General features: G+C 45.2%; 10 protein-coding genes and 3 pseudogenes. 5 read left to right on the plus strand and 8 right to left on the minus strand.

The features are described from left to right. Positions 1-96, plus strand: a pseudogene (locus tag H6F88_RS33720) (IS982 family transposase); the annotation flags it as partial. A 410-nt stretch (positions 97-506) separates the two neighbouring features. Here the strand turns inward: H6F88_RS33720 and H6F88_RS32955 are convergent. The 3 genes from H6F88_RS32955 to H6F88_RS31455 all read right to left on the minus strand — a co-directional run bounded on the left by H6F88_RS32955 (position 507) and on the right by H6F88_RS31455 (position 3,302). Next, complete coding sequence (locus H6F88_RS32955) at positions 507-668, minus strand: hypothetical protein (RefSeq protein WP_206756478.1); 162 nt, start codon at positions 666-668, stop codon at positions 507-509. A gap of 195 nt (positions 669-863) precedes the next feature. Then, positions 864-2,396, minus strand: coding sequence for a hypothetical protein (locus H6F88_RS31445; protein ID WP_190646767.1), 1,533 nt, complete (start codon positions 2,394-2,396; stop codon positions 864-866). Positions 2,397-2,975: 579 nt separating this feature from the next. Further along, positions 2,976-3,302 (minus strand): hypothetical protein, encoded by a 327-nt coding sequence (locus tag H6F88_RS31455; protein WP_206756479.1) that lies wholly within the window; start codon positions 3,300-3,302, stop codon positions 2,976-2,978. A gap of 475 nt (positions 3,303-3,777) precedes the next feature. Here H6F88_RS31455 and H6F88_RS31460 point away from each other — a divergent pair, with 475 nt between their 5' ends. The 3 genes and pseudogenes from H6F88_RS31460 (at position 3,778) to H6F88_RS31470 (ending at position 6,407) form a co-directional block, all read left to right on the plus strand. Beyond that, positions 3,778-5,292, plus strand: a complete 1,515-nt coding sequence (locus H6F88_RS31460) for a hypothetical protein (protein ID WP_190646770.1) — start codon at positions 3,778-3,780, stop codon at positions 5,290-5,292. 200 nt (positions 5,293-5,492) lie between these two features. Continuing rightward, positions 5,493-5,756: pseudogene (locus tag H6F88_RS31465) on the plus strand (Uma2 family endonuclease); the annotation flags it as partial. Between the two features lie 66 nt (positions 5,757-5,822). After that, positions 5,823-6,407 carry a Uma2 family endonuclease gene (locus H6F88_RS31470; protein WP_190646771.1) on the plus strand — a complete coding sequence of 195 codons (585 nt, stop codon included), beginning with the start codon at positions 5,823-5,825 and terminating at the stop codon, positions 6,405-6,407. Here H6F88_RS31470 and H6F88_RS31475 read toward each other — a convergent pair. The 5 genes from H6F88_RS31475 to H6F88_RS31495 all read right to left on the minus strand — a co-directional run bounded on the left by H6F88_RS31475 (position 6,404) and on the right by H6F88_RS31495 (position 17,579). Continuing rightward, positions 6,404-7,057, minus strand: coding sequence for a response regulator transcription factor (locus tag H6F88_RS31475; RefSeq protein WP_190646772.1), 654 nt, complete (start codon positions 7,055-7,057; stop codon positions 6,404-6,406). The genes H6F88_RS31470 and H6F88_RS31475 overlap by 4 nt on opposite strands. Beyond that, complete coding sequence (locus H6F88_RS31480; protein ID WP_190646776.1) at positions 7,054-8,166, minus strand: response regulator; 1,113 nt, start codon at positions 8,164-8,166, stop codon at positions 7,054-7,056. The genes H6F88_RS31475 and H6F88_RS31480 overlap by 4 nt, the downstream gene beginning before the upstream one ends. A 24-nt stretch (positions 8,167-8,190) precedes the next feature. Beyond that, positions 8,191-16,920: a PAS domain S-box protein gene (locus tag H6F88_RS31485; RefSeq protein WP_190646773.1), complete on the minus strand. Its 8,730-nt coding sequence runs from the start codon at positions 16,918-16,920 to the stop codon at positions 8,191-8,193. A gap of 178 nt (positions 16,921-17,098) precedes the next feature. Then, complete coding sequence (locus tag H6F88_RS34765; protein WP_347277770.1) at positions 17,099-17,308, minus strand: hypothetical protein; 210 nt, start codon at positions 17,306-17,308, stop codon at positions 17,099-17,101. Further along, entirely contained in the window at positions 17,301-17,579 is a 279-nt protein-coding gene (locus tag H6F88_RS31495; protein WP_190646775.1) for a response regulator, read from the minus strand. The genes H6F88_RS34765 and H6F88_RS31495 overlap by 8 nt, the downstream gene beginning before the upstream one ends. Positions 17,580-17,683: 104 nt before the next feature. On the opposite strand from H6F88_RS31495, the pseudogene H6F88_RS33725 reads away from it, so the two are divergent. Next, positions 17,684-17,786 (plus strand): annotated as a pseudogene (locus tag H6F88_RS33725) (IS6 family transposase); the annotation flags it as partial.

Raw genomic sequence — 17,786 nt, forward strand, 5'->3', positions numbered from 1 at the left:
TGCCTGGTAAACTTAGTCTGTGGCTTGATCGCCTACTGCCACCAACCCAAGAAGCCCTCCCTGCTCATTGACACTGCTCTGCCTGCGTTTGCTTAAGCCGAATTGACGTTAACTAAGTTAGAACCCATCTGTAAACCCCTAAGCAATCAACAAAGATGAACAAGGAAGCTGCGTAGAAGAGCATACTGTTGTCTTGGTCTTGCAGGCTGGCGAGTAGGAGTTGACCGGAACTGAATGCTAGGAATATGAAACCGTATTCACTTGCTGAGGTATTCGATGCCAGCAAAATTCCTCCAGTTAACGCACAAGAACTGCTGGAAAGTTTCAAAGCGCGACTCGAAAACTTGATACGGGGTAGATGCCAACTCGTGGAGTTTTTTAACTTTGAGAAATGTGGTGTATGCATCTTTGCTTCTTTTACTACTAGCTTTGCTTTGACTACGACTTAATTGATGATTAAAGAGTCGATTGCGTTAACGAGAGGAGTGTGCCTAATCTTCAGTGACCTACTGACAGTAGAGTTTAAGATTTTCGTCAACTAACCAGCGAGCTACCAGACGGCTTTTACAAGATTGGGTAGCGGGTGCAGTGTTTGATATCTGAACATCACCCGTTACATCAGTGTCACCAGTGGTATGTTGTGAGGGCTTGAGTAGAGTGGCAATCATGGTTTGAGATTCCTTTTGTAGTGCTTGAGTTGGCAAGAATAACAGGAGCTTGAGATGAAGGGTAGTCGTTCGCTCTTGTCGGGGACGATCGCCAACGGTTGTTAAGGAGTGGAGGCTTGACTGCCGTAAAGTCAGGAAGTGTGGCAGTCAAGCCAACGATTTTTGCCATTGATGAGCTACCTTGAGGTCGAGATACTATTGAGAAGCCATGTTTGTCACTTGGGTAGCGATGCTGGATAGAGCTTGTACTTTCTGTTCCTGCCCTGGGATGACTTCTGTAACTTGTTGAGCGGTTTCAACTTGTCCGACTTTTGCCATCTGTTGAGCGATCGCCAGCAGCATTTCACTCCTAATTCTGGCAGCGCCCCAATTCTCATCAAGCGGCATTTCCTGCACGACTTCAAAGGCGCGATTAAGTGTTTCCACATCCTCAATGTGAGGAATTACAGACTGCCAGGTCCGTTCATCCTGGATTGGCTCAATTAACGTTAAGGCTTGCTGCGGTTGCCCCACTTCTGCTAGTTGCGCGGCGATGCGGTTGACAACATACTGCTGGTTAGCAGCAACCTGTAGTGCCAGGTCAATGTGTCTTGCATCAACGAGGTTAACTCCAATGTCTCCCCATGCTCTACCCCCATCCCAGTAGTTAGGATAGGTTTGAGCAAGCGCTTGAGCTTGAGTGATGAGTTGTTGAGCCTCAGTTTCGCTCCATTGTGACAGTGAGAAAGCAGTAACGCTAAGCTGAGCAAAGTCTCGAATTGCGGCATCGTTAATCTGTTGAGCAACCTGTCGAGCTGAAGCGGATTCGCCTGCCTCGCTTAGCTTAACGGCAATTTCAAATCGCGATCGGTTTTTAGCGTATTCGCCCTCTAACGTTGGCACAACTGCTTCAACCTGCATCAATGCTTGCGGAGTTGTCAGGACACTAATAATGCCTTCCATTCCAATCTGCTGATAGTCAGTGCCACCCTCAGAACCAGCAGCTGAGCAGCTGGATACCGATTGAACAACATCTAGTGCCTGCTGTAATTGCTCTAGTTGAGTGAGGTTTTTGGCGATCGCCGTCAGCACCTCATAGCGAAAGACACTACAGCTTCCATTGCTAATGTATCCCGCATCTTCTGCGATAGTTTGAGCCAGGGTGAGAACTTCTGGCAAAACTTGTTGGGCTGCTTCTAGCTGACCCGTTGCAATTAGTGCAGACACAATATTGTTTAAGGCAGTTGCTCGACCATAATTGCGTTCGTATTCATTCTCCCCATAGAGTGTGTTAGTAAGTTGCAGTGCCCGATCAAGAAATCCAGCCTCGGCTAGGCGAACGGCAACTTGGCTTAGCTCTGTGTCTTGCTTCCAAGTGTCAAGTTCTTCGCGTCCTAACTGTTCTGCCTGAGCAAAAACCTGCTCTGCCTGATTGGTTTGTCCCACGCTTGCCATGTGCATTGCAATCGTGGACATGAGTCTCACTTTTTGGGCAACTGGCTCCTGTCCAAATTCGTCAGCAGGAAGGTTTCGGGTAATCTCTAGCGATCGCGCAAACAACTGTTCTGCTGAATCAGACTGGTTAGCTGCTGCTGCTTGGATTGCTAAGGTTGCATTGAGTTCAGCTTGCTCAGCAGAAATGAGTTCAGGTGTGAGTTCTAAATCAGAAATTTGAGCCAGAGCAGGAATAGCAAAAGAGCCAAGAATTAAGGTAGAGAGTAGCGAAACACCAAGGCTTAGAGGTTTCATGGTTACGATGACCCATTAAATTGAACATGGTTGAAAAGGTAAATGCGAGCACAGCTTTGAATGAACTTGCTTATCAAAGTCCGCCATAAACCGTGCCACGGTAGGTTAGTGGATGTGAAACTTGAACACCAGCGAATCTTGTAGTGACTGTAACTTGCTGTTTGACTCCACGATATTGAGTTAGGATCAAACGTTGAGGAGCATTGGATGTAGCAGTCAATTCAGTAGTATAATCTGTACCGCGATAGCAAAGTTTCATGATTGTTCTCCTAATGGGTTCTCGTTGATTTTGCTGGGAGTTGAGTTCTTTGATCAACTGTCCTTATCGTAGAGATCTCACCCAAAAGAAACATCTGAAAAACGTCTTTCACCGCACCCTAGCAAAGTAGATTAACAATGTTCGACTTCTGTCAATACATTGAGTGTTTATACTTAATACTTTTGCTAATTGATTGATTACAGTGATTGAAAATCACCTAAAGCAGTGATAGTGATTGAAACAACTTCTGCTATAGCCAACAACAAAAGAGGGTACAGATCATACCTGTACCCTCTCGTTAGTACCAATTAAATTTCTGCTTATTGTTCCTGACAAGCTGGAACATCAGCATCTGCTGGTCGCTCTGATAGGTTGACCTCCCATCCAGGCAAGTCCCACCAGTTAATCCGTTGGTTAGGCTGTACCCAAAAGTCTAGCTGTGTAATAGCTCCATCCTCAAATATGAGTGTTGGAAAATCAGGATAACTGGTGTCATCCACTTCTGTGTAATTGCGTCCAAAATAATTCATGCAAACGGACAGATCTTGCTCAATGCCTAAAGTCTCAACTCCAGCTCCCTCCAGGGTAGCATCGTCATAGCTAAATGTACCGCCGTAAGATTGCCCTGCCAATGGACCCTGAGTCACATTGACTGTGAAATCATAGGTAACGATAGATGCTTGGACTGGACTAATTGTGAGTGCAGCGCTATTTAGGACAACAGCGGCAAATGCTATTGAAAGCCTTGAAATTGGGTTGCACATAGCAGTATTGAATCGATAATTGATGGGTTGATTTCGAGAGCTAGTGATGCAATGCTCCAAGATTATCTCCTTAGAGAGGGACTTGAAGCCAGCATTGCGATTGATGCTTGTATAGTAAGGATTTCATTTTGGAGAAACATCTGAGAAACGTCTTCACTTATAGATTCACGAAAGATAGTAATCGCACCTTACTTTCGTATATGTGTGAGGAATGTCAATCAACGAAAGTTAATTAGAGTTGTTCACATTCTATAGTGAGTCAGGCAAGACGTTCTTCAGATGATTGTTGTAAATCAAATCCCTACGATAAGGGCAATTGGTCAGGAAAACAAACCTCGTTCTCAAAGGAGTCATTACCATGCCCTTGTCACAAACTGTACTAGCCATCGAATCAACTTCATTCTCGGCTTCTAGAACAGATGCGGATCAGCCTAACTTGCCTAGAGAGGAGATTCTGCCTCAGTATGAGTGGAATCCAGAAAGCGGCTTTGCTACGATTAAAGATGCTTTGGCGATCGCCACACCTGTCAATGACAACGTTCGCATCATTGGATATCCTGTTCTGGCTGACCCAAACGCATCACTGAAGCTATTTCTAGTCCAGTCCAGTGGCGATCCGTTTGAACAGCAAGACTTAGCTCGCTTGATTGCACCGGGTGATATTGCGATCGCCGTTGGAGGCTATTATCCCGAAATCCATGTCGATGAAGTTCCCCATAAGCGAAACATTGGACATGCTTGCTTAGCGGTTGGGGTTGAGCGTGAGGTTGAACAATTGCTCGACGGACAATCCACAATGGTCAAACAGCATGGAGTGTTGACGATTAACAACCCGCAAACTTACCTTGGTGGAGCATTTGAAGGACTGGGCTACGGTTGCTTCTTTATCCAAAAGTTCAATTTTCCAGAAGGTACAACGCCAGAAGAAGTAGCTGCCTACAAGAAAAATGTTGTGACGATGATAGCGCTTGCCAATACGTTCATTCCTTTTGCTCAAGAGAACTTTAACGGTAAAGATCCGTTAGGAACTCACAATCAGGAAAAAGTGCGTGAGGCAGGAGAAAAGTTAATTTTGGCAGTTTATGGCGATCAGGGTGCGATCACCTGGCTATCTGAGAGCCGCAATACTGCTTATTGTGCTGAATTAGTGAGTGCTGGCATTAACTTAGGCACTACAACAATGCTGACCAAGGCAACCATTGAACAATTGCGTCAAAAGTTAGCCGAACAAAATGGTGAAGACAAATACCCTGATCTTTACGAGGTGGTCAGTCACCGCATTAATAGCCGTGAAGTGCTGCAAACCAATGATAACCAAAACTTGCAGTATGTTGAAATTGGGATGATTGATGAGAAACTCAACTTGCAGCCCGTTACCCAACGTTTTCCAGATGCTGATCAGTCTGGAACAGGCTTAGCATTTATGTACTATGACTTTGCTGACATTGCATACGGCTCGATTCGAGATACCTATCCTCGCAAGCAAATAGATGGATTGTCCGGTGAGGAATTAGAGCAAGCAAAAGCATACAACACTATTGTTTCAGAAGTTCAAGTCAAAGCGTTTGAGCAAGTAGCCGAGAAGTTTAAGCAGCTTGCCAATCTGCCTCCTGATACTGAAGCAAAGTTTGATATTTACGTCAATGATGAAGTATTGCCAGCCCTCAAAAGGGTTTATGACTCTGAGGCTGAACATGATGCTGTATTCACCGAATTGTTCCAGAAGGGCAAGCAATTCACACCAACTGGACCTAATGGAGAAGGGATGTTTACCCCACCTGATCTTTACTTGCTTCCGACCAAAGGTTGGGCAGAAGTTTACACTGCTGGAGTTGCTTTCTTTGAGCCTAATTTGAAGCAGATTGAGTCTTAGTGTTAGCCAAATCGTTACTTAGATGATGGGTAGGGGGCGATCGCCCTCTGCCCATCTTGTTTTTTAATGGAAATCGTTATAGCTAAACGTACCTCTGTAGGATTGTCCTACTAATAAACCTTATTGCTTCCAAGTTTTGTGCTGAGATCGCATCCCCTCACACTAATGCGACATAATGTATCTAGCTAGCCTTGATTGGTATGGTTAAAACTTCCTCTCAGTGTCTGACAATTCCCCCTTTAAAGAATGGCGATCGCTTAAGCCGCTGTGAATTTGAGCGTCGCTACAATGCCACGCCCAATCTCAAAAAAGCTGAACTAATTAAGGGAATTGTCTATATGCCTGCTGCCTTGCGGTTCAGGAGTCCTGGTCAACCCCATAGTCGAATAATTGGCTAGTTGGTTACTTATGAAGCAGCAACACCCGGTGTAGCAGTAGGAGACAATCCAATCGTTCGGCTTGATAGAAAGTCAACAACACGTTTCCAATAACATTTGAAAAGCAGGATTGAAGAGTAACGGAGAGTTGATATGACCACGACTACGAATCGCTATATAACTCTGGAAGAGTACTTGAACTACGACGATGGGACAGATACGCGCTATGAATTAGTCAATGGGGAATTAATTGAAGTGCCTTCTGAAAGCGACTTGAACAATTTAATCGCGATCTATCTCTTAGCTGAGTTACTTCGATTTCTCCCTGTTCGATTACTCCGTCGAGGCACCGAAATAGTAGTCAGCGGTTATCGAACCACAACTCGAATTCCTGACCTAATGGTGTTAACAGAAGAATTAGCAACAGCTCTAGCTGGAACTCAACGCAGCGTAGTCCTGCCGAGTATGCCTCCTCCTGTCCTCGTAGTTGAAATCGTGTCTCCTGGAACTGTCAATGAGGAGCGAGATTATCGCTACAAGCGTTCTGAATATGCTGCACGAGGCATCGCAGAGTATTGGATTGTTGATCCACAGCAAGTTAAGGTTACAATTTTAACGCTTGTGGCAGGTCTATATGAGGAAGCTGTTTTTAGTGGAGACAGTCACCTACTCTCTCCCACATTGCCTGATTTAGAATTGACAGTAGCACAAGTGTTTCAAGCTGGTGGAGAAGGTTAAGGATTGAGTGCTGAAGCGATCGAGTTTGCGTAAATTGCGAGTTGCGATCGGTTTTTGAGTGTCAGACGGTTGAGCAAATGGGTCACATAGGTTTTGACGGTTCCTTCTGCCAGGTGTAGCTCTGTTGCAATTTCTCGGTTGCTACATCCCTGACCAATTAGACGCAACACATCTCGTTCTCTGGGTGGAATCTGAGTCAGTTCTTCTGGTGCAGATTGGTTTTTTCCACTTGAATCTGACACGTTGGTCATTAGTCTTTCCATCAATCCTGGAGCCATCTGGCTATAGCCACGATGCACTAACCGAATGGCTTCTGCCAGTTCTGGGGCGGGCATATCTTTGAGCAAATAGCCTTTTGCGCCTGCCCGCATCGACTGGGCAATGTCGCGATCGTCATCAAAGGTACTTAGTACTAACACTTTGACATTGGGAAGCTGTTCGTTAATCAGTCGGGTTGCTTCAATGCCGGTCATTACAGGCATCCGGATATCCATCAAAACCACATCAGGCTGTAATGTTTTGGCTTGCTCGATCGCAACTTGACCGTTTTCTGCGGTTCCAACTACCTGTAAATCAGTTTCTTGATTCAATACAGCCTGTAGCCCCTGGCAAATTAAGTTTTGATCATCAACAAGCAATAGACGAATCATAATTGCACCTCTGATAAAGGAATTTCAACCTTGATCTGACAGCCTCTTCCTGATTCTGTAATGAGGTTAAATGTACCGTCTAGAGCCGCAATTCGTTCTTGCATACCTCGTAAGCCAAATCCACCCGTCGCCTGATCTAAACAAAACCCTATGCCGTTGTCTTCAATCTCTAGATATACCCGATTACTTGTTGTTGTTAATTGGATTTGCACCTGGGTTGCCTCGGCGTACTTGGAGATATTAGTCAATCCCTCTTGCACTAAGCGATAGACCGTTTTGGATACAGTTGGTAAAATTGCTTCTGTTGAATGAGTGTGAATGATTGGAGTAATACCCGTGACTTGTCGAAACTCTTCTGCTAGAGCAGCGATCGCCTCCTCTAAACACGGTTCCTCTCGTTCCCCCGATCGCAGTGTCCTGACTGATTGCCGCACCTCCTGCATGGCTGTTTTGCCCAGCCGTTGGGCTTGAGTCAGAAAAGATTGAGCCTGAGTGGGATCGCTGAGCAGTAAAGATGCTGCTGCTTGTAACTGCACGTTCAGGGCAGTCAGAGAATGTCCTAACGAGTCATGAATCTCACGGGCAATCCGGTTGCGTTCTTCGATCGCCGCCATTTCTTCGATCTGCTGTTTCAGCGATCGCTCCTGTTCTAGAGCCTGCATCAGCTCTGCCTGAGTTTGCTGTAACTGGTAATTCTGGGCTTGAAGCTGTGTTTGTAACCTGCGGATCGTTAGTTGATTTTCAATTCGGGCTAAAACTTCTTCGACCTGAAATGGTTTTTGAATGTAATCTACACCACCACTGGTAAAAGCTTTCACTTTATCTAGCACTTCATCCAGCGCACTGATAAAAATAACGGGAATCTCGCGGGTATGCTCATTCGCTTTGAGGCGTTGACAGACCTCGTAGCCATCCATATCGGGCATTTTGATGTCTAGCATGATCAGGTCAGGTGGGGCAGCTTGTGCGCCCATTAGCGCCATTGCGCCATTGATCACGCTACGCACTTTATAACCGCGATCGCTCAGAGTTGACGACAGTAGACGTAAATTGTCCGGTGTGTCATCCACAATTAGGATATTGCCTTTGGTGTTGCCAGAATCCACTATACAGCCACTCCTCAAGCAATGCTTTTAGGATTGGGATTGAGTCAATGCCACAATGCGATCGAATCGATAGTGATCAATCAACTCAGTCAAAGCCAGAGCCAGAGTATCATGTTCTGGCCGAATCTGCCGAATTAATTGCAGTATCAGTTCCGCGTCTACTTGAGTTGCTGCCTGATAAAGCTGATCTCTCCATACCGCAGGCATCACCATTAGTCTTTCTGCACTCAATGGCTCAGCCGCATCAGATTTAGGAGCAGGAGCAGGCAATTCATAGATGTAGCGCACTCCTAGGTAATGAGCCATTTTCTCAAAGAGTTCTGCTTCGCGAAATGGTTTTCGCACAAAATCATCACATCCTGCCGAGAGTGCCACTACTCGTTCTTCCTCAAAGGCACTGGCTGTTAATGCAATAATCACGGTTGCCTGACCTTTTAACTGTGATTTGATGTGTTGGGTTGCTTCATATCCATTCAAGATCGGCATTCGCAGATCCATCCAGATTAGGTGAGGTTCAAAACGTTCCCACTGGGCAATTCCTTCTTGTCCATTGGCGGCTTCTTGCACCTCAAATCCTAATGGCTCCAGCATTTTTCGCAATAGCTGCCGATTTTCCCATTTATCTTCAACAATCAGCAGCCGATAGTGGGGCTGTCCTGGCTCTAACCCAATTACCCGCTGATGAAGTTTGCGAATTAAACTTTCAGAGGCTGAAGCGATCGCCACTCGCACCTCAAATTCAAATGTGGTTCCCCGTCCTACCTGAGTTTCTAGTGTGATATCGCCACCCATCAATCGCACAAATTCTCGGCTAATCGCCAAACCAAGTCCAGTGCCCTGCTGCGATCTGCGTCCTGTTTCCGTTTGAGCGAAGGCATTAAACAAGGTGCCGACCTCTTCTGGGGCAATTCCTTGTCCAGTATCTTCTATCTCAAAGTGGAGAGTGAGATGAGAGAGTGCGACGCTGGGAGAAGCCTGAATCGCTCCGTGTTTCACCCGTACAGTGACACTGCCAGTTTGAGTGAACTTAATCGCGTTTGATAAGAGGTTCATCAGGACTTGGCGTAACTTGCTCTCATCACCTCTAATGTATTGAGGAATAGTAGATTGGCGATCGAAGATTAACTGAAGTCCTTTATCGGCAGCTTTAGGTTGCCACATTTCCTCCAACGTATCGAGTAAAGCATAGAGGTCAAAGTTAGTTTCATTTAACCGTGCTTGCCCTGCTTCAATTTTGGACATTTCTAGCACATCATTGATCAATTCCAGCAGATGTTCACCGCTGCGAGTGATAGTGCTGAGGTAGTCTTGCTGTTGAGTGGTAGGAATGTGATTAGCGCTAGGCGCAACTCCGTAGGAACCGCGCTGCAAGAGTTGGGTGAATCCCAGAATGATATTGAGAGGAGTTCGCAGTTCGTGACTCATGTTAGCCAAAAATTCACTCTTGACTCGATTTGCTCGTTCGGCGGTCTCTTTTGCCTGTTGTAGTTCCAGTTCAGCCGCTTTGCGATCGGTGATATCTCGCGCGACACCGACGCAATACAGCACATTGCCTTCTGTATCCTGTATAGTTCCCAAATTGGAGACATACCAGCGCCAACTTCCATTTTGATGCTGAAGGCGATATTCTAACTCTGAAATAGGTTGGTTTGTCTCAACGAGTTGAGTAAATAGCTCCACACAGCGCTGACGGTCGTCTGGATGAATTGAAGGAGCAAAGTGAGTTCCAATAATCTCACTAGATTGATGCCCTAAGAACTTGTCCCAATTTGGAGAAACATAGGAAAGGATACCATCCGGAGTCAGGATTTTAATGATATCGTTGACATTTTCCACTGTACTGCGGAACTTAAGTTCACTTTGACGTAATGCTTCTTCGGTTCGCTTGCGGTCAGTGATGTCACGCACCATCACCATTACTTCACCGTCTCCGATCACCACAATCCGCACTTCTTCATCCAGCAGTTGCCCATCTATTTCAATTTGCTGTTCATAAGCTTGTATCTGACCCGTTTCTAATGCTTGCTGAATAGACGTGAGCCGCTGTTGTGCCAAGGCAGGAGGCAATGACTCTTCAACCCGTGTGCCAGGAAGAAACCGATTTGGAGCAAAGGATTTTTGCTTTCCTTGACTCACTACGTTTAAGTAAACTCCGTCTCCCGTAACCCGCATTAGTAAGTCAGGAATTGCGCTGATCAAGGCGCGGTTTGTAGCTTCACTCTGGCGTAGAGCTGCCTCTGCTCGCTTGCGTTCTGTAATGTCTTCCGCAATCCCAGCAACGCGATAGATAATTCCGTGTTCATTAGAGACAGGAAAACCGCGATCGTGAATCCAACGTATTTGTCCGTCAGGGCGAACGATACGATATTCTTCATCATATTCGCCTTGAGTCTGATGAGATAACCTTGCCTCAATTTGATCGCGATCGCCAGGATGAATTGACTTTAACCAATTGGCAGGGGAACGATACAGCGATTCACAGGAGTATCCCCAAATCTGTTCATACGCTGGAGATACATAGATCATTTGATGTTTTTCTACGTCAGTTATCCAAAAGACGCTTGTAACGTTCTCAGCTAATTGTCGGAACCGCTCTTCACTTTCACGCAGCGCCTCTTCAACTCGTTTGCGTTCATTAATATCTTCGGTTGTGGTGACGATAAGGAGCACATTGCCATTCTCATCTCGCACTGCTGCGACAGATAAGCGCACCCAGACTAAATGCCCTTCTCTGTGGATATAGCGTTTCTCCATTTGGTACGATTCACGCTGTCCCGCTAGCAACTCACGATAAAGTGCTAAATCTGCTTCTAGATCTTCAGCATAGGTATATTCTGTGAATCTCAATTGACGCAGTTCGGCTTCACTATAGCCTAAGATCTTTGTTGCAGCCAAGTTCAACTGCAAGTTTTTACCCTCAGTTGTAGCGATCGCAATTCCCAATGCAACATTCTCAAAAACGGCGCGAAATCGTTCTTCACTTTGACGCAAAGCTTCTTCTGCTTGCTTGCGATCGCTAATATCTGCAATTACCCCTTCCATATATCCACCGACTGCATTCAGACGAGAGGAGTAAAGCCCCCAAAACAATGTGCCATCTTGTTTTCGCATCTGCACTTCAAAGTTTTGCAGTTCACCATGCGTTTTTAACTGTTGAACAGCCTGTTGGCGATCGCTAGGATTTACATAAAAGTCTGCGGTGTGTTTGATCCCAATAATCTCATTGGGTGAATTAAAGCCAAACAGGTTCGCAAGGCGTTGATTGGCATCGAAAATTAATCCATCAGAGAGACGCGTTCGGAAGATGCCGATCTGTGAGTTTTCAAAGATATTGCGAAACTTTGCTTCACTGCGCTGTAGTGCTTCCTCTGCTTGTCTACGCTGGGTGATATCATGGCCAACCGATAAGATCTCAGCCGAATGCCCGTGTTCATTCAGAATCGCTTGATTTGACCAGGAAACCCAAACTCGTTTACCATCTCGGCACAGGTTTTCATTCTCGGTTTGCAGGTAAGATTCAGGATTATGAAATAGCTCGTGAACAAATTGTTTGAGATTGCGTCCAGAGGTTTCGGTTTCTGGAACGATCGTTTCGAGTAAGGTACGCCCTAAAATTTGCTGTTCCTCATAGCCAAAAAATCTTAGCCCGTAATCATTCAAGTATTGAATTCGTCCTTGCGTATCAAAGCGAATGATGATTGAATTGGCAGTCTGCACCAAGCTGCGATAATTCGTTTCACTTTGTCGCAATGCCTCTTCTGTTTGTTTGCGATCGCTAATATCACGCGCTACACAAAGCACTGTGTTCTCAGATAATCCAGAGAGCGTAGCAGAAAACCAAACTCGTCTACCTTGAATCGGCAAACTGTATTCTATATTTACGCCCCGTTGGTTAGGGGAGGTTCCGTCGGAACAGTCTACACTGTGATCTGATAGTTGACGTAAATACAGTGCCCGACGAATCGCATCCACTAACAGATCCGCCGCTTCTTTGGGTAACACCTCATGTACTGTTTTGCCAATTCGATTGATTCGAGGTTTATAGATCAGAGCGGTTTCAGTTTGAATATATTTCAGATAACGGCCTTCAGTATCAAATACTGTGATGGTATCCGTCATCGCACCAAAAATGAGTCGCAATTCTGTTTCAGAGTTTTTCAATGCTGCTTCTACTTTCTGGCGATCGCTAATCTCTTGTTGCAGGGCTTGAGTTCGCTCTTCTACTCTGATTTCTAGTGTTTCAGAATGATTTTCTAACCGCTCATACAAGCGAGCATTTTCTAAAGAAATAGCTGCTTGCACGGTCAATAGTTTAAGCACTTCTAGGCGATCGCTAGTGAATACGCCAGCAGTGAAATTGTTTTCTAGATAGAGAATTCCGATTAACTGACTTTGCTTGAGAATCGGAATACAGAGGAGCGATCGCACCTGCTGGTCTTGAATATAAGGATCAGTTGAAAAAGACGACTCACTAATCGCATCATCAAGCACCAAGGTTTCTTGAGTGCGTTCTACCGAGTGGATGATAGAGACAGGAATCGTTGCACAATCCGCAACAGTAGTTTTTGCCAGGTCACATTGTCCACTACTGCATTGAGCAACAACAGTTAGCTGATCATCTTCTAGCAAGATCAGAGATCCCTTTTCAGCTCCTGCATTTTCAGCGACTACCTGCATCAAAGTTGCAATCAATTGGTCGAGGCGAATAATTTCTGACAGGGCTTGAGCCGCTTTCATCACTGTAGCCAAATCGATTGTGGCGATCGAACGACTAGTCGTTCGATCGGTTAAGGTTGAATTTAATTGCCGAATTTGGTTAGAGCTGAGTAGTTGTGGATAGCGATTTTCTAAATCTTTAACTTTGGCTTTTGCACCCCAGCGTTGATAGCAGTAGTGTGCCTCTTTCATATAAGTAGAGGCAATTCTCTCTCGTCTCCGTATCAGGTAGAACTTGGCTGCCAACTCATAAGCTAGCGCTTCTTCCTGAATATATTCGTTCTCACAAGCACCCAAAATTGCTCGTTCATAATACTCTTCAGCTTCAAGAGTATTACCTAACACTCTGGCTTTCTCAGCTTCCACTAAATCATATTTATGCTGAAAATTCATAGGTGCATGAGCTGCCCACTGGTGCATTTGTTCCTGATTTTGAGCAACTTTAAGCAGCAACTCCTCTGAATTAGAAGCAGAATAAATCGCTAGCTGAATCAAAGAATCATAGAAACGGAACACAGGCATTGACAACTCCCCAGTTACACCGCCGACCCCATACTGTTCCGCAAGAGCAGCATTTTTGAAAGCTTGAGCCAATTCCTCAAACAAATAGCAAAGAATCACTTTATTGACGTAAAAGTAGAAAAGTCCAGTGATGTCATTTGCCTCTAAGTGAAACGGTACTTTTTCCAATTCGTTGTAAGCTTGACCTACGAGCTGACATGGATCTTCTGCCTGCCCTAATAGGTTAAAAACAGTTTGTCGATAAATTTCTTGATAGTTTAAAGTTAGCTCTTGTTTCAGTTGAGCAATCACATGGGCGTAGCTTGTCATCTCTTGCACTAACTCGGTCAGCTTGGTGCCGCAAAAATAGGAATACTGGCACCCATCTTCAGCTGCATAACTGGCATATTCAAAATCTCCGCTCTCCATGGCACTTCGATAAGAACGTTGAAAAAGGGGAAGGGCATTTCTAACATGATCTCTCCCATGCGTTGTGCTTACTGCGACCATGTGCAAGGGTTTATATTCCACTTCTTTAGCATTAGCTCGTTCAACAATACTTAACGCTAATTGCCCTAATTCATAGGCTGATTCGACATCATTTGCGGTTCCGCTTAAAAGCAGCCCGTAGAGTGCAAAAGCTTGTGCAGAAGAGGGAGCCTTGCCGAAGTGAATGGATAAATTCACCTTCTCACACACAATAAAAGGAAGTAGCTCTGTAGCCGCTTGATACGCAGAGGAAAGCGATCGCGACAAGATTCTCATGCTGGCTAGCTTATAAGCGTCAGTCATTACAGGCAGATGGATCAAGCCCTCCATGCTCTGCCGTTTTACTGCTGCTGCTGTTTCCTCTAGCTTGTGTTGAGTCTGTAGCTCTGTTGGGTTTGGTGGAATGTTGATACCCAACTGTTTTAATACTTGTAGCCCAAGGGCGATCGCATCCATTAATCTGGTCTGGGCAACACAGGTTTGGATCTTTACCTCATATACTTTTACTTTATCTAGAACAGTTTTTGCCTGTTGTAAAACAACAGTAATCCATTGTTCCATTTCAACAAAATCACCGCATAAATAGGCAGCTTCTACGGCTTCTTCATACAGAGCTAAGGTGAGCTTGTAGTCGTGTTTCCAGCTGTCAACTGTAAGTAACTGTATTCCTGTAATGAAATACTTAAGTGCAACGCTGTACGCGATTGCTGCTTTTGCTTTTTGACCTGCCAATAAATTTAGTTGAGCGATCGCATCTCGTTCTGCTTGCTCCGTCATCAGATCAATTCCTTGACTGAGATGATCTGCAATCGCAAAGACTTGATCAGCTAACGTCTCATTCGTTGTTTCTTGCCATAGTTTGCGACCAATCTGTAGGTGAATAGTTTGTTTCTGATTCTCGTCAATCAAAGCATACGCCGCTTGTTGAACGCGATCGTGCAAGAATTTGTAGTCCTGAATTAACAATTGTTCGTCTAATTCAGAGTTAGGCAAAATTACTCCAGCTTGAATTGCTGTTACCAGATTAGAAAATAGCTCAGACGAAGATTTCTCACAGATAATTGTTAGAGTGTTTAAGCTAAAATTTCCGCCAATACAGGCAGCTAATTGTAAAATCTGTTGAACTGTTTCTGGTAATTGCCTGAGCTTACCCAGCATCAACTCAACCACATTATCAGTAAAACTTTGGGCTTCAATCTGAGCCAAATTCCATCGCCAAATGCGACGTTCAACATCCAGCTGAATCAGCTCCTCTGTGTACAGAGCCTTCAAAAATTGCTCAACAAAGAATGGATTGCCTAACGTTTTCTGCTGGATCAGTTCTGCTAATGGTGTAGCTGAAACAACATCGGTGTGCAATGTTTCAGCAATCAATTGGCGAGTATATTCCAATCGTAGAGGCGCAAGCTTAATTTGATTAATCACAATAGCTTTTCGCAACTCGCGCAGCAATACCATCAATGGATGAGATGCATCTACCTCGTTATCTCGATAGGCTCCAATCAGTAGGAGAGACTGCACTTCAGGGTCAGTTGCGATCGCTTCAATTAACCTCAGTGTTGCCGAATCAAGCCACTGCAAATCATCCAGAAAGATCACCAGAGGATGTTCTGGCGCACAGAATACCCGAATAAACTTTTGAAATACGAGATTAAATCGATTTTGTGCTTCTGTTGAACCCACCTCTGGTGCGGGGGGCTGAGTCCCAATGATGAGTTCTATTTCAGGAATCACATCAATCAAGATCTGTCCATTTGCACCCACAGCTGCTAAAATCTTTTCTCGCCACTGCTGTAGCTTTAATTCCGGTTCACCTAGTAGTTGCAGAATTAGGGATTGGAAGGCACTGGCGAACGCGGAAGACGGTGTATTGCGCCCAAACTGGTCAAACTTACCTGTAATAAAAAAACCTTTCACTTGGGTTACAGGCTTATAAATCTCTTGCACCAAGGCAGATTTACCAATGCCTGAGTAACCGGAAACTAGCACCATTTCAGCAGACATGAGGTTGTGGGGTCGCGGGGTCGCGGAGATATTTTCATTCCCCCCGTCTCCGCGTCTCTCCATCTCCGTATTATTTTCTCCTGCTACTCTCTCAAACGCTGCCAGTAAAGTCTCTAGCTCCGCCTCTCGTCCATATAGCTTCTGCGGAATTTGGAATTGCTCAGAAACATCTTGAGTACCCAGTTGAAATGTTGCGATACAACCAGTTGTTTCCCACTGCACCAAACAGGCTTCTAAATCCGATTGAATCCCAGTTGCACTCTGGTAGCGGTCCTCAGCATTTTTTGCCATTAATTTGAGAACGATGTCAGAGACGATCGCTGGAATCGCTGGGTTCACTTCATGCGGTGGCACAGGCTGTTTGGCAATGTGACAATGAACCAGCGTCAGTACATCATCTGTCACGAACGGCAGTTGCCCAGTTAGCAATTCGTAGAGAGTGGCTCCCAGCGAATAAAAATCGGTACGATAATCGAGCATCCGGTTCATCCGCCCCGTTTGCTCAGGGGACGTATAGGCTAAAGTTCCCTCCAGCACATTGGGATTTTTAAAGCCAGGCGTAGTGTGACTAAAGCGGGTGGAAATGCTAAAGTCAATGATTTTGACAACACCTGTGACAGGATTGAGAACAATGTTGTTGGGATTAATGTCTTTATGAACAATATTGGCAGCGTGAATTGATCCCAAAATCTTTGTTAACTGAATTGCCAAGCGGAGCAATTCTACTAGAGGCATTGAGCAATACCGCTCTGGTGATTGTCGCCGCAGTTTCTCCAGCGACTCTCCACCAAAATCTTCTAAAAGCATTACCAGCGATCGCCCATACGCTAGCTGGTCATAGACTTTAATCACGCCTTCTAGATTGAGCGATCGTGTGATTTTATACTCCTGCTGATACCGAATCAGCTCGGAAGCGGTAGGATAATCCTCTTTAAGAACTTTAAGAATTACGGGTGTGCCATCTGACATCCTGCTCCCGCGATATACTAGTGAGTTGGCGCTTGAATAGATCTGAGTTTGGATTTCAATGTCAGGTAGCGCAATCATTTTGAGCACCTCGCCAACTCGAAGAGAGGACAGTAAAGCTAAACTGGCTTTACGTCATTGTGAAAGCTCCTCTTCGAGAAGTCAATTCGCTTAGGTGGGATGTTCTAATGGGCAAGCAAAGGTTCTATCTTGAAACTCCGAGATAGCCCTTGACTTAAGGAGATTTCCAGGAATAAATTTACCCACGAGCAGGTTGAATTAGGATATCCCATTTTGGTAAATCTAGATTGCGTTCCAGTCTCTTTTCGATTCCTTGCATCTCCATCTTGCTCAGGGAAATTCCCTTTAAGTAGGACTTTGAGTTCAACTTGACGATGGGATGAACGCCTTTCCAAGTCATACTTCGTGCCCATTGCAGCATCGTCTCTGCATCCTTCAATTTAAGCAATTACAACCTTGACAAGTTGTTCTGGCTCTAGTGGTTTCGTCAAGTGCTTTTGATATCCAAATTGCAGCGCTTTTTTCTGATCGATTTCTGCAGCATAAGTAGACATCGCGATCGCTGGAATCGTTCCGCCTTGAACTGGTGGGCGTGAGCGAATCTGCCCGATCAGTGCGTAGCCATCAATTTTTGCCATCCCGATGTCACTGACAACCACATTTGGGAGCGAGCGAGCGAGTACCTGCAACGCTTCGGAGCTAGAGGCAGTGGTAATCACCGTGGTTGTGTCGCAAAAACGGGTCAATGGTAAGGTAGGTAAGCTCGGCCTTGCCTTCTTCCCCTCCGATGTCTACTCATTCTTTGTTCAAGTAGCGGCATTTTTTGCCCCAGATCATCCTGCTCAACGTGCAGTGGTACTGCCGCTACTCCCTGAGCTACCGGAATTTAGAGGAGATGATGCAGGAGCGGGGCGTGGAAGTCAATC

Source organism: Oculatella sp. FACHB-28 (assembly GCF_014696015.1).
Classification (GTDB): Bacteria; Cyanobacteriota; Cyanobacteriia; order Elainellales; family Elainellaceae; genus JAAUTN01.

Excerpts from the sequence above, each read along its gene's own strand:
- H6F88_RS31475 (WP_190646772.1), bottom strand. The coding sequence starts at position 7,057 with ATGATTCGTCTATTGCTTGTTGATGATCAAAACTTAATTTGCCAGGGG.
- H6F88_RS31470 (WP_190646771.1), top strand. The coding sequence starts at position 5,823 with ATGACCACGACTACGAATCGCTATATAACTCTGGAAGAGTACTTGAAC.
- H6F88_RS31460 (WP_190646770.1), top strand. The coding sequence starts at position 3,778 with ATGCCCTTGTCACAAACTGTACTAGCCATCGAATCAACTTCATTCTCG.
- H6F88_RS31485 (WP_190646773.1), bottom strand. The coding sequence starts at position 16,920 with ATGATTGCGCTACCTGACATTGAAATCCAAACTCAGATCTATTCAAGC.
- H6F88_RS32955 (WP_206756478.1), bottom strand. The coding sequence starts at position 668 with ATGATTGCCACTCTACTCAAGCCCTCACAACATACCACTGGTGACACT.
- H6F88_RS31445 (WP_190646767.1), bottom strand. The coding sequence starts at position 2,396 with ATGAAACCTCTAAGCCTTGGTGTTTCGCTACTCTCTACCTTAATTCTT.